14 protein-coding genes are annotated in these 12,537 nt (G+C 28.0%); 4 read left to right on the top strand and 10 right to left on the bottom strand.

The window, feature by feature from the left end:
• The first annotated feature begins 71 nt into the window (after nt 1-71).
• The 3 genes from ACRCZX_RS10025 to ACRCZX_RS10015 all read left to right on the top strand — a co-directional run bounded on the left by ACRCZX_RS10025 (nt 72) and on the right by ACRCZX_RS10015 (nt 2,769).
• Complete coding sequence (locus ACRCZX_RS10025; protein ID WP_438582785.1) at nt 72-752, top strand: pseudouridine synthase; 681 nt, start codon at nt 72-74, stop codon at nt 750-752.
• A 41-nt stretch (nt 753-793) separates the two neighbouring features.
• On the top strand, nt 794-1,783 hold the full coding sequence (locus ACRCZX_RS10020; RefSeq protein ID WP_438582784.1) for a tyrosine-type recombinase/integrase: 990 nt from the start codon (nt 794-796) through the stop codon (nt 1,781-1,783).
• Between the two features lie 158 nt (nt 1,784-1,941).
• Complete coding sequence (locus ACRCZX_RS10015; RefSeq protein ID WP_438582783.1) at nt 1,942-2,769, top strand: NAD(P)H-hydrate dehydratase; 828 nt, start codon at nt 1,942-1,944, stop codon at nt 2,767-2,769.
• A 96-nt stretch (nt 2,770-2,865) separates the two neighbouring features.
• On the opposite strand, the gene ACRCZX_RS10010 is transcribed toward ACRCZX_RS10015, so the two are convergent.
• From ACRCZX_RS10010 to ACRCZX_RS09980, 7 genes are all read right to left on the bottom strand, one after another.
• The gene (locus tag ACRCZX_RS10010; protein WP_438582782.1) at nt 2,866-3,444 is read right to left on the bottom strand and encodes a YeeE/YedE thiosulfate transporter family protein; all 579 of its coding nucleotides are present in this window, start codon (nt 3,442-3,444) and stop codon (nt 2,866-2,868) included.
• A gap of 1 nt (nt 3,445) precedes the next feature.
• A complete protein-coding gene (locus ACRCZX_RS10005) occupies nt 3,446-3,964 on the bottom strand; it encodes a YeeE/YedE thiosulfate transporter family protein (protein ID WP_438582781.1) in 519 nt (172 codons plus the stop codon).
• 116 nt (nt 3,965-4,080) lie between these two features.
• Nucleotides 4,081-5,220: an N-acetylglucosamine-6-phosphate deacetylase gene (gene nagA, locus ACRCZX_RS10000; RefSeq protein ID WP_438582780.1), complete on the bottom strand. Its 1,140-nt coding sequence runs from the start codon at nt 5,218-5,220 to the stop codon at nt 4,081-4,083.
• 15 nt (nt 5,221-5,235) lie between these two features.
• Nucleotides 5,236-6,066 (bottom strand): glucosamine-6-phosphate deaminase, encoded by an 831-nt coding sequence (gene nagB, locus ACRCZX_RS09995; RefSeq protein WP_438582779.1) that lies wholly within the window; start codon nt 6,064-6,066, stop codon nt 5,236-5,238.
• Between the two features lie 118 nt (nt 6,067-6,184).
• Nucleotides 6,185-7,042 (bottom strand): MurR/RpiR family transcriptional regulator, encoded by an 858-nt coding sequence (locus ACRCZX_RS09990; RefSeq protein ID WP_438582778.1) that lies wholly within the window; start codon nt 7,040-7,042, stop codon nt 6,185-6,187.
• 12 nt (nt 7,043-7,054) lie between these two features.
• A complete protein-coding gene (locus tag ACRCZX_RS09985; protein ID WP_438582777.1) occupies nt 7,055-7,960 on the bottom strand; it encodes a TIGR01212 family radical SAM protein in 906 nt (301 codons plus the stop codon).
• Complete coding sequence (locus ACRCZX_RS09980) at nt 7,947-8,588, bottom strand: epoxyqueuosine reductase QueH (RefSeq protein WP_438582776.1); 642 nt, start codon at nt 8,586-8,588, stop codon at nt 7,947-7,949. The genes ACRCZX_RS09985 and ACRCZX_RS09980 overlap by 14 nt, the downstream gene beginning before the upstream one ends.
• Nucleotides 8,589-8,691: 103 nt before the next feature.
• Between ACRCZX_RS09980 and ACRCZX_RS09975 the strand changes: the two genes are divergently transcribed.
• Complete coding sequence (locus ACRCZX_RS09975; protein ID WP_438582775.1) at nt 8,692-9,249, top strand: DJ-1 family glyoxalase III; 558 nt, start codon at nt 8,692-8,694, stop codon at nt 9,247-9,249.
• Between the two features lie 58 nt (nt 9,250-9,307).
• On the opposite strand, the gene ACRCZX_RS09970 is transcribed toward ACRCZX_RS09975, so the two are convergent.
• From ACRCZX_RS09970 to ACRCZX_RS09960, 3 genes are all read right to left on the bottom strand, one after another.
• A complete protein-coding gene (locus ACRCZX_RS09970; protein WP_438582774.1) occupies nt 9,308-10,510 on the bottom strand; it encodes a radical SAM protein in 1,203 nt (400 codons plus the stop codon).
• Nucleotides 10,511-10,526: 16 nt separating this feature from the next.
• Complete coding sequence (locus tag ACRCZX_RS09965) at nt 10,527-12,116, bottom strand: NAD(P)/FAD-dependent oxidoreductase (protein WP_438582773.1); 1,590 nt, start codon at nt 12,114-12,116, stop codon at nt 10,527-10,529.
• Nucleotides 12,117-12,189: 73 nt separating this feature from the next.
• Complete coding sequence (locus ACRCZX_RS09960; RefSeq protein WP_438582772.1) at nt 12,190-12,462, bottom strand: HU family DNA-binding protein; 273 nt, start codon at nt 12,460-12,462, stop codon at nt 12,190-12,192.
• Nucleotides 12,463-12,537 lie beyond the last annotated feature (75 nt).

The raw sequence follows: 12,537 nt of genomic DNA, 5'->3' as shown, positions 1-12,537 counted from the left end.
AAATATTAAAACTTGATTTTATATTTTTAAAGAACTATAATTGTAGTATAACATTATTAGGAGGAAAAGAATTGAGATTAGATAAATTTTTAGTAGAGTGTGGAGTTGGAAGTAGAAGTGAAGTAAAAAAATTAATATCTTGTGCTGAAATACTTGTTGATAAAAAAATATGCAAAGACAATAAGAAAAATATAGATGAAGTTAATACAGTGGTTGAGTACAAAGAAACTAGAGTTATATATCAAGAGTTTAGATATTATAAACTTTATAAACTTGACGGATATATAACAGCAACAGAAGATAAAAAAGATAAAACTGTTATGGAACTTTTACCTGAATGGGTAAACAAAAAAGATTTATTTCCTGTAGGAAGATTAGATAAAGATACAGAGGGGTTGTTACTTTTTACTAACGATGGTAAATTAGCACATGAGCTTACATCTCCTAAAAAACATGTTGATAAAATATATCGTGTTCTTTTAAAAGAAGAAATTGGAGAAGAAGAAATTAAGAAATTGGAAGAAGGTGTTGATATTGGTGGATACATTACTCAACCTGCAAAAGTAGAAAAAATAAACTCTAAAGAGATTCTTTTAAATATAAAAGAAGGTAAGTTTCATCAAGTAAAAAAAATGCTAAAAGCAGTAGAAAATGAAGTTATATATTTAAAAAGAGAAACTTTTGGAAAGTTAACTTTGGAAGATATGTTTTTAGGTGAAGTAAGAGAAATTAACAGAGAAGATGTGATTTAATTTTCTATAAAAAAAATGATAGGACTTTAAAGGAGGGCGTTTTGAGCGAGGTAGTAATAAAGGAAAAACATGAAATTAGTACCCAACGTAGAAAGAGGAAACCTAAAGAGGATAAGAAAAGTATTTTTGAAATATACAAATCAGAAAAAACTATGAAAGATTATTTTTTTTATCTAAAAGATTTTTTGAAATATGTTTATGATGGTGACACTCCTATAGAAGGAGATGAAATAATTGAGCTTATGACTGGAATTGAAAAAAGTGATATCGAAGATTATTTATCTCATCTTTTAAACGAAAGAGATATGAAAAAAACATCTGTTAATAAAGTAATTTCTTCGTTAAAATCTTTATATAGAGAGTTGGAAAAAAACGGCTATGAAAATCCATTTAAATATATTGGGCTTTTTAAAACAAGCAGAAATTTAGACAACATATTAAAAGTCTCTTTTGATGATATAAAAGAAATTTTAAAAAAATATAAAGTTAATGGAGAAAAAGAGTATAGAAATACGTTAATACTTCATACACTTTTTTATACAGGTATGAGAAGTCAAGAACTACTTTCTTTACAATTTAAACATATTTTAAAAAGAAATGGTGAATATTTTTTGAAGTTAGAAAAGACTAAAAGTGGTAGAGAACAATACAAGCCATTACACAATTTTATTATAGATAAAATAGAAAGCTATAAAAATTATTTAACAAATGTGTATGGAGTACTTGAAGAAGAGTTGGAAGAAAAATATCTTTTTTATACTTCTTTTGAAAAAAATAAACCATTATCTTATAGAGGACTTTATAATGTAATACAAGAGATGGGCTCGGTAATTAATAAAGATATTAGTCCACATAATATTCGACATGCCATTGCAACAGAACTTTCGTTAAATGGAGCAGATTTAATAGAAATCCGTGATTTCTTAGGGCATTCAGATACTAAAGTTACAGAAGTTTATATAAATGCTAAATCACTTATCGAAAAAAGAGTTCTAGATAAAATACCAATACAAAGTGTTGATGATAACTAAAAACTCTCAAAAAAATACTTATTACAGATTAAACAAGATAATTTTAATTACAATAAAAATTACATCACCAACCACACTACATATAATTAACATTATATGTAGTGTGGTTGGTGAGAATTACAAATAATTATTATTTGAAGTAATTTATAGGAGGTTGGATGAACTTTATAGATTCTAGTCTAATTGAAGAAATATTTTCCCTAAGAAAAGGAGATGAATATAAAGGAGATTTTGGTCATACATTAATTTTATGTGGAAGTAAAGGAATGGTAGGAGCTGGATATTTCGCTAGTATGGGAGCTGTAAAATCTGGTTCAGGTCTTACAACTTTAGGTACTTATAGTGATTGTTTTAACATCTACTCTATTAAATTAAATGAAGTTATGATTATAAATTTAGATGAAATTAATATCTTAGATATTATACATAAATTTTCTAGTATCGTATTTGGATGTGGTTTTGGAATAAATAATAAGAATGAAAGTTTGTTAAAATTATTACTTATCAATTATAAAAATCCAATAATTATAGATGCTGATGGACTTTCATCGTTATCTAAAAATAACAATTTAGATATTCTTAAAAATAGAAACTATCCTACAATTTTAACTCCTCACTATGGCGAATTTTCTAAACTTACAAATTTGGATATCGATTTTATAAAAAAAGACAGAATTGAAATTGGAACTGTTTTTGCTAAAAATTATAATTGTGTTTTAGTTTTAAAAGATCATAAAACTTTGATAAATGATAATAATAATTCATATATAAATACAACTGGAAATAGCGTTATGGCAACTGGTGGAATAGGAGATGTTTTAGCTGGAATAATAGGATCTTTTATAAGTCAGAAATATTCACCTTTAGATGCGGCTATTCTAGGAGTGTATTTTCATGGTAAATGTGGCGATTTTTTTTCAGATTCGTATCACAGTATCACTCCAACAGATATTTTAAATTTATTGCCAAAAATAATAAAGAAGTAGTACCCCTCCCTTCAGGTAGACAGATAAAAAAAGAACTGTAAAAATCGTTTAAATATATGTCTACTTGATAGGGTATATACCAATACTACTCTTTTTTTATTTTTCTGAAAGGCTATGTGGAATAATGAAAGATACGATTATAATTGCAATTCCAATAAAAACTCCAACTATAGGAGTCCCACCTATAAGAAATACATATTTATCACTTAAATATATCAAAGTTGTTTTTCCACCATAAACATCTTTAAAAAGTCCGATATTTTTAAATACGGGATATGTTATTGTAAAAATAAAAGCGCCAACTAATCCACCCAAAATAACATATATACTTTTTAAATATCCAGCTCCAAAACTTGCAATAGCCGTTCCAGGACAAAGTCCTATCAACCCAAATCCAATTGCTAAAATTCCACTTCCCAAAACCACTCCTAAATTCATTGGTTTTATACTAAAATGATCTAACGATACAATCCCGAAGATTACACCTAAATACGTTAATGTCATTCCAAATCCAATTGCTAAAAGTATTATTTTCATTAAAGTTAAATCTTTTAATTTTAACATATTGGAAATAACAATTCTATTTGTAGCTCCTGCATAATATAATGCCATCCCAAATAGAATTCCTAAAATTAATCCTAAAAGAGGAATATTCCCTAAAATCAAATGATTCATATTATTCACCAACCTTTTTCTGAACTAATATTGCAATCGGAAATAAAATCATTGTAAAAACGATACTACTCAAAGATAGTTGTATCACTCCACTCATCATATGTCCACTTGTACAACCTCCAGCCATTCTCGCTCCAAAAAGCAGTAACACTCCTCCCACAAAAAGTCTCATTCTAGAAATTTTATCATTTTCTAAAAGATTATTAATTTCTGTAAACTCTAAAGTTTTTCTTAAAAATATTTTTCCGAGCATTCCACCTAGAAAAATTCCAATTGCAAATACAATTCCAAAGTTATATGGAATAGCAATACTTTTTGCAATTCCATCTTGATTGTAATAATCAACTACACTGTAGAATTCTTTTCCATTCTTAAAAATAATACCTTCTTGAAATGCTGTTTGTATCATTCCAGATAAAACACTAAACTGAGTTGATATACCAATTGGTTTTATAAGTACCAAAGATATAAAAAATACAGTTCCTAAAACAATACCTTTTAAAATCCAATTTTTCTTCACGTTTAACTCCTCCTTTTATAAAAAAAAGTTGTATATACAATTATTCGCAAAAAAATTATTTTTTCTTTTTTATAATTTATATAAAAATAGGGATAGACTTATCTATCCCTACATAACTATATTACAGTACCTTTTGCTATAACTTTTTTTAATTTTAAATGTTTATCTAAAATTACTATATCTGCAAAATATCCTGGACTTATTTTACCATATTCATCATCTATTCTAATAGCCTTAGCTGGATAAAGAGTTGCCATTCTTATAGCTTCCTCTAAAGTTATATCACAGAACTTAACTAAATTTCTAACCCCTGCATCCATAGTTAAAGCTGAACCACCTAATGTTCCATCTTCTCCAAAACATTTTCCATTTTTATAGTAAACTTTATTACCTTCAAAATAGAAGTATTCCATATCAGTTCCAACTGGAGAAGTTGCATCTGTAACTAAATATAATCTTTCACCCATTATCTTAATAGCAGATTTAATAGCAGAATAATGACAATGGAATCCATCAACTATTACACCAGCTTTTATATCACCATCAAATATTGCTCCAACAACACCTGGTTCTCTATGATTAAATGACGTCATTGCATTATATAGATGTGTCGCAAGTGTAATTCCGAAAGCTTCTTTTTCTTTCACTTCTTCAAAAGTAGCGTTAGAATGCCCAACTGCAACATTAATTCCCACTGCACTAAGTTTCGAAATTGTTCTTTTATCAGTATTTTCTGGAGCTAATGTAATTATTTTTACAATTTCTTTTCCAGCTGCAACTATTTTATCTATCATTGTTTCATCAGCTTTTCTTATAAATTTAGAATTATGTATTCCTTTTTTTTCTGTTGATATATACGGACCTTCAATATGCAAACCTAAAACACCATATTTACCTTTGTCGTCAATACTTTTAACCAGATTTAAAGCTTTTTCAATATTTTCATCACTAGTAGTTATTAACGTTGGAGTAAATGAAGTACATCCATATTTTAAGTTTGTTTTATGCATTATCTCTAATGTTTCCAAACTAATATCATCATTAAAAAGAACTCCTCCACAACCATTAAGTTGTAAATCAATAAATCCAGGAGTTATATATCCTTTTTCAGCATCTATAGTTTCGATTTTTGGATAATCAGAATTTAAAGTTTCTTCTGAAACTATATCAATTATTCTCTCTCCATCTATAATCAAAGCTTTTTCAGTATAGAATTTATTCCCTAAAAATACTTCTCCATTTATTATGGCTTTCATTCTTAATTCATCTCCTTACTTTCCACAACTTTTATAAAGTTCTTTAATTAATAAATCTGTATCTAAATTTTCTTTTTCAATATCTTTAAAGTATCTATAAGTACCTACTTTTAACTCTGTACAAGCAGCTTCATCAGAAACAATTATTCCTTTTGCATGTAGTTGAAGTGCACTTATAGTCCACATATGATTAATTCCTTGCTCAACAGCATTATGTAAAGCTCTTGCTTTATTATGTCCATTTACCATAATTAAAACTTCTTTTGCATCAAGAATAGTTCCAACTCCAACAGTTAAAGATAACTTTGGTACTTTATTTATATCTCCACCAAAGAATCTAGCATTAGCTATAATTGTATCCATAGTTAATTCTTTATCTCTAGTTCTTGAACTTAAAGATGATCCAGGTTCGTTAAAAGCAATATGTCCATCTGGTCCGATTCCACCTAAAAACAAATCAATTCCACCAATATTTTTTATTTTAGATTCATAATCTTCACACTCTTGCTTATAATCAGTTGCTAAACCATTTAGTATATTTATATTAGATGGTTTAATATCTATATGTTTAAAGAAATTCTCATGCATATAATAATGGTAACTTTGATCATTATCTGGTGATAGTCCAACATATTCATCCATATTAAATGTTACTATATTTTCAAAAGAAATTACTCCGTCTTTACAGAATTGAATTAATCTCTTATACATTTCTAATGGTGTTCCCCCTGTAGGTAATCCTAATACAAAAGGTTTTTCTGCAGTTGGTTTCGCTGCTAATATTTTTTTAGCAACATATACAGCTGCCCAATCTCCAATATTTTTTTCAGTTATAATTACTCTCATTAAAATCACTCCCTCGATTGAATTATATTTCCTACATTAAAGTTACCATTTATTTTTATAATTGTCAATCTTTTTCCGTTTCTTTTTTTCTGTTTTTTTAAAATATAATGAATTTTATTTACATTTTAAATTTTTTAACACTTTCTACAGCACTGCCAATTAATTTTTCTGCTTTCTCTCTGTCCATTTGAATTAGTTTAATATACAATATATCAATTACTGTTAATTGTGCCATTCTAGAAGAAAGAGATGTCGATCTTAGATTACTTTTTTCTACAATTGTACTTAAAGCAATATCTCCTATATCTTTAATTGGATTACTAGCAAATTTAGTAAGAGTTATTACTTTAACGTCTTTTTCTTTAAATTCTAAAATCGATTGGTATATATCTAGTGTTTGACCACTGTAAGATATTACAAATACTACATCTCCCTCTCCTGCTGTAGATGCGTTAGTTAATTGTATATGTTGATCTGTTTCAAAAATAACATTTTTTCCTAACTCCCAAAGTTTATATTGGAAATCCCTAGCAACTATTCCTGAGAATCCAGCTCCTAAAATAAATATTCTATTTGCATTATGAATAACCTCTGCTGCTTTTTCAACTTGTTCAAAATTTAATATTTTATACGTATCCTCAACACTTTTTATATTTTCATAAACTACTTTTCTTGCTAAAATTTCAGTAGCATCATCAAATTTAATTTCATCATATATTATATGAATATTTTTTTCACTATTTTTCATAGCTATATCTCCAGCCAAAGCTATTTTAAATTCAGGGAACCCTTTAAACCCTAATTTTTTAGCAAATCTAACTACTGAAGCTTGACTAACATCACATTTTGAAGCTAAATCATACGTATTTAAAACTTTTATTTCTTCTATATTGCCTAATAGAAAATTAGAGATCTTTTTTTCATTTTTAGTAAAACTTTCCTGATATTCTTTTAATTTTATAAGTGTCCCACCCATTTTAATCCTCCGTTATATGTTTTCTCTTTTTTTTAATTCTTTTTCAATTTCATTTAATACCTTTCTTTTGTTTAAACTCCAAACAGGTTCAATAACTTCATCTTTTTTACCATCACCAGTAACCCTATGAACAACCATTTCAGTTGGAATAAATTTTAAAATTGTAGTCACAATATCTACATATTCTTCCAAATTAAATATTTTAAATCTTGTTTCTTTATACAGTTTCTCTAAATGTGTTCCTTTTATTATATGCAAAGAGTGAATCTTTATGCCCCAAGCTTTTGATTTCACTATTACTTTAGCGGTTTCTAAAATTGCCTCTTTTTCCTCAGTAGGTAAACCTACAATCATATGAGTTACAAATTTAATATTTTTTCTTTTTAAACTTCTTGCTGTTTCTTCATAAACTGTTAAATTATATCCTCTGTTTATTAACTTTGCAATATTATCATCTGCTGTTTGTAAACCAAGTTCTATCCATATAAAATATTTTTTATTTATTTCATCCAATAAATCTAAAACATCTTCTGGTATGCAGTCTGGTCTAGTACCAATTGCTAATCCTAATACCATTGGATGATTCAATGCTTCATAATATATTTTTTTCAACTGTTCTACACTACCATATGTATTTGTAAAGTTTTGAAAATATGCAATTACTTTTTTACCTTTGATTTTTTCTTTCATAAATTGTAATTGATCATCTATTTGCTCTGTGATTGATTTTATTCTATCTCCTGTAAATTCACCACTTCCAGAATCACTACAGAATATACAACCACCATATGATATTTTACCATCTCTATTCGGACAAGTAAATCCTCCATCTAAAGAGACTTTAAATACTTTATCCTTAAATTCATCTTTAAAAAAATTACTTAGAGAATAAAATCTTCTATTATTATGCTTCTCCATTATTCTTTTCCTTTTCTTTTTTTTGTCTTTCAATTTTAGAATATATGCATCCACAATAATCTTGTCTATACAGATTATGTTCTTTAGAAAGATGAACACTTCTTAAATATCTACTCTTTTTTTTAAAGTCTCCTTTTAAAAACTTAACTTCATACTTTTTTTCTAGCTGTATTCCAATTTCATTAATCCAAACAGAATTTTTAAGTGGGCTTATACTTAGAACGGTTGTAAAGTAATCATAATGAAGTTCTTTAGCTTTTTTAGCTGTAGCTTCCATTCGTAACTTATAACATTCGTAGCATCTTGGTCCACCTTCTTTTTCATCTTCAAGACCTTTTATTTTTTCTATAAAATCTTTACTGGGACTATATTCACCTTCTAGTATATCTATCTCAAATTTCATAGCATCATTAAATGTATATTGCTCTTCTAATCTAGTTATATATTCTTCTTTTTCTGTTATATTCGGATTATAAAAATATATATCCAAATTCAAATACTCTTTCAGATGTTCTATTATAGCACAACTACATGGTGCACAGCAAGAGTGTATTAAAAGTTTTTTTTCACTCTTAACCCCTATTCTATCTAGCTCTTTTTGCATTTCTAATTCATAATTTACTTTCATACTATCATTCCTTTTTTCATTTATATAAAGATTATAACATATAAATTAGTGTTTTTTTTTATTTTCTGCTATAATTAAATTAATTATTTTTCGGAGGTGTTTTATGAACAAGAAAATTTTTGTTATGTTAACTAATGGATTTGAACTAATTGAAGCTATGGCTCCAATAGACATTTTAAGAAGATCTGGACTAGATGTAGTTACTGTTTCTACTTTAGAAAACTCTTTAGAAGTTGAATCAGCACAAAAAGTTAAAGTTTTAGCTGATGTGACTATTAATGATATCAATGTTGGAGAGGGAAATATGGTTGTTATTCCTGGTGGATTCCCTGGATATGTAAATCTTAGAAACGATTCAAAAGTAATTGCAATTGTAAAAGAGTACTTAGAGGATAAAAACAAATACGTAGGAGCTATTTGTGGTGGTCCAACAATTTTAGGTATTAATAAACTTATTGGAAATTATAAATTTACATGTCACTCATCTGTAAAAGAAGAAATGAATAGTTCTAATTATATTTCTGAAGATGCTGTTATTGATAGAAATTTAATCACATCTCCTGGAGCTGGAAAATCAGTAGAATTCGGATTTGCATTAGCTGGAATCTTTGTAGATTCAGAAGTTTTACTAAAAGTTAAAAAAGGTATGGAATTAGCATAATTCTATACAAAAATAGAGTAGCGTTAGAATTCTAACGCTACTCTATTTTAATTCTAAATTACTCTTCATCCTTTTCATCTTCAAAGAAACCTTCATATATTTCATCTTCATCACTGATTAAAAGGAATCCAATTTCTTCAATACAGTTTTCTAACTTTAATTCTTCTGAAATCTCTTCTTCATTTATAAATTCAAAATTTTCATCCTCTAAAGTAGCCAAGAATAAATGTGGTAAGAATCTATCAAATTCACTCATATATGTTGTTGCTCCAAAGCCTTGTCCTTGTTTTGAATTTTTATTTAACTCTCTAGAATATTTTGTATGATTAGAACAATCATGAACAACTAATGGCCACTTTTCTTCAGAAGCTTGTTTCATCAGTTTAAACGTTATCTCTCTAGACCAAAGTGGAGATATGTAACCTCTTCTAGCCATATACATTTTTTCACCAACATAGTTATTTATATTGTCTTCTCCAAAATGTAATTCAGCACAGTTTATAAAATCTATTCCAGTATTTAAAATAGCTGTTTTTTTATTTTGAAATTCCTTATAAAACTCGGGTGTCATTGGAGTTTCTATTCCAACCATTGGTATAAATTCTTTTGCCATAGCCATACTCTCAATAACTTTATCACTACACTTAACAGCACCTAAATTAAATCTTAATTCATTTAATCCAGCTTCTCCTAATTTTTGTAAATTTTCTCTAGTGCAAAGAGAACCGTTAGTATACATATGTTGGTATATTCCAGCATCACTTAATTTTTTTATAATCCCGTAGTATTTTTCAATATCTAGGAAAGGTTCTAAGTAAACATACGCAATTCCACTTGGTTTTTTCTGTATTGATAATAATAGGTCTATATCTTCTTCGTAATAAAGAGTTTCTCCAATTTCCCACATACCATCTGGTATAGCTTCTTGATTATCTATATTATCATGATAATAACAGAATTTACAAAGTAAATTACATTTATGAGTTTTTCTTATTCCACCTAATCCATCACCAAACAAACAAGATATACATCCTTTTGGAAATCTTTCTTGATTTCCTACAAAATATGTTCTTCCTTTTAAATCTTTTAATTCTGAAATTTCACTTTTCATATCTTCGTGATTTTTATTTACAGTTAATTCAATCTGTCTCATTGTAGACTCTATAATCGGGCTAAGTCTTTTGTAAATCTCTGTTTTATCTCCAGAAAGAGATGAAAGGTAATTAAACCATTCTAATGCGTCTTTTTTTGAAATTTTCATCTTTATCTCCTATTTATTAATCTTTTATTGTAAATACTAAATCTATTATTTTAAGGCCATCAATTGCAGCACTTATAATTCCACCTGCATATCCAGCTCCCTCTCCTATTGGATAAAGTCCTTTTGTATTGATAGATTCTCCTAACTCATTTCTTGTTATTTTTACTGGAGCTGAAGTTCTTGTTTCTGGACCAATTAAGTTTGCATGTTCTGTTATAAAGTTTCTTTGTGTTTTCTCCCAATGTCCCATAGCCATTTTCATGTTATCTAATATTACTTTTGGGAATAATTCATTTAAATCATAGCTTTTCAATTCCATTTCATAACTAGAATCAATTTTTCTATTTGTAGTTTTTCCTTTTAGAAAATCTACAGCATTTTGATATATTGCACCATAATTACCAACTTCATCATAAGCGGCTTTTTCTAACTTATCTTGATATTCCATTCCTGAGAATAACTCATCTCCAAATTCATTTGCTTTAATTCCTACAACTAATGCTGAATTTGAAAATCTTCCATCTCTTTCTGAATAACTCATACCATTAACTAATGAGCCACCTTCTTGAGAAGCTGCATTAACTATTACTCCTCCAGGACACATACAGAATGAAAACACACCCCTAGCTTCCTCTTTATTGTTATAAGTTAAGCTGTATGTCGCAGCCTCTAGATTTGGATGGTCTAGCATATTACCATATTGCATTTTATCTATTTCCAATCTTGGATGTTCGATTCTAGCTCCTATAGCAAAAGGTTTGTTTTCCATAAAAACACCTTTTGTATGTAGCATTTTGTAAGTATCTCTTGATGAGTGACCAATACCTAGTACAACATGTTCAAAAAGTTCAATTTCTTCAACTTGAATAGGTGATTTTACATCTTGAATTTTTAATCCTTTTACTTTACCATCTAAAATTATAACCTCTTTTACAAGAGTATTAAAACGAATCTCTCCACCAGATGATATAATTTTTTCTCTTAAATTTTTTACAACTATTTTTAATACATCTGTTCCAACATGAGGTTTATAATCCCATAAAATTTGTTCTTGAGCACCATTTTGAACAAGTTCTAAAAATACTTTATTCATGTATCCGCTTTTAACTCTTGTATTTAATTTTCCATCTGAATAAGTACCAGCTCCTCCCTCTCCAAATTGAATGTTTGAATCTGGATTTAGCATGCTGAACTTTACAAATTTATCTATTGTCAAATCTCTTTCATCAACTTTTTCACCACGTTCATAAACAACTGGTTTGATACCTAACTCACAAAGCCTTAATGCAGCAAATAAACCAGCTGGGCCAGTTCCTACAACTGCGACCCTACCTATTCCTGTCTTCGCCTTCAACGGAACCTCATCAATTTCTTTAGCTATATTCACATTATCCAAACCTAATATATCTACATCATTTTTTAATGTAACCTCTATATTATATACAAATTTTATTTCACTTTTTTTTCTACTGTCTATCGATCTTTTTGAATATTCTATTTTTTCTATATTATCAGCTTTAATACCTCTTTTGATAATTTCTTTTTTTAGTTCAAGGTTTTGATCTTTTTCAATAGATACGTTGATATTATTTATGATTACTTTCATTTTGCACCTCTTTTTCAATAAAAAAGCTTCGAATGATACTCTTCAAAAGAATTGTATTCGAAGCCTTCGTAAATTATACTATTTTTTCCTCTAAAGTTTTACCAACTCTAAATTTAACAACTTTTTTCTCTTTTAACTTCATTTTTTTACCTGTTTGTGGATTTCTTACATGTCTCGCCGCTCTAGTTACTACCTCGAATTTTCCCCATCCAATAAATGATACTGGTTCTCCTTCAACTAGCTTTTCTTCAACTAAATCTAAAAATAACTTAACTGCCTTTTCTGCATCTTTTTTAGTATATTCACCTTTTTTTGCAAATAATTCGATAAATTGTTTTTTAGTCATTGCTATCCTCCTTGAACTATTATATTCTATAATAAACAAGAAACCAGTCGCTGCAAAACAAAAACCCTGTATTAA

Source organism: Cetobacterium sp. (genome assembly GCF_051658645.1).
Lineage (GTDB): Bacteria > Fusobacteriota > Fusobacteriia > Fusobacteriales > Fusobacteriaceae > Cetobacterium_A.
This window is presented reverse-complemented; position numbering and strand designations above follow the sequence as displayed.

Coding starts and splice junctions, on each gene's coding strand:
- ACRCZX_RS10015 (WP_438582783.1), top strand. CDS start 1,942: ATGAACTTTATAGATTCTAGTCTAATTGAAGAAATATTTTCCCTAAGA.
- ACRCZX_RS10010 (WP_438582782.1), bottom strand. CDS start 3,444: ATGAATCATTTGATTTTAGGGAATATTCCTCTTTTAGGATTAATTTTA.
- nagA (WP_438582780.1), bottom strand. CDS start 5,220: ATGAAAGCCATAATAAATGGAGAAGTATTTTTAGGGAATAAATTCTAT.
- nagB (WP_438582779.1), bottom strand. CDS start 6,066: ATGAGAGTAATTATAACTGAAAAAAATATTGGAGATTGGGCAGCTGTA.
- ACRCZX_RS09990 (WP_438582778.1), bottom strand. CDS start 7,042: ATGGGTGGGACACTTATAAAATTAAAAGAATATCAGGAAAGTTTTACT.
- ACRCZX_RS09985 (WP_438582777.1), bottom strand. CDS start 7,960: ATGGAGAAGCATAATAATAGAAGATTTTATTCTCTAAGTAATTTTTTT.
- ACRCZX_RS09980 (WP_438582776.1), bottom strand. CDS start 8,588: ATGAAAGTAAATTATGAATTAGAAATGCAAAAAGAGCTAGATAGAATA.
- ACRCZX_RS09975 (WP_438582775.1), top strand. CDS start 8,692: ATGAACAAGAAAATTTTTGTTATGTTAACTAATGGATTTGAACTAATT.
- ACRCZX_RS09970 (WP_438582774.1), bottom strand. CDS start 10,510: ATGAAAATTTCAAAAAAAGACGCATTAGAATGGTTTAATTACCTTTCA.
- ACRCZX_RS09965 (WP_438582773.1), bottom strand. CDS start 12,116: ATGAAAGTAATCATAAATAATATCAACGTATCTATTGAAAAAGATCAA.
- ACRCZX_RS09960 (WP_438582772.1), bottom strand. CDS start 12,462: ATGACTAAAAAACAATTTATCGAATTATTTGCAAAAAAAGGTGAATAT.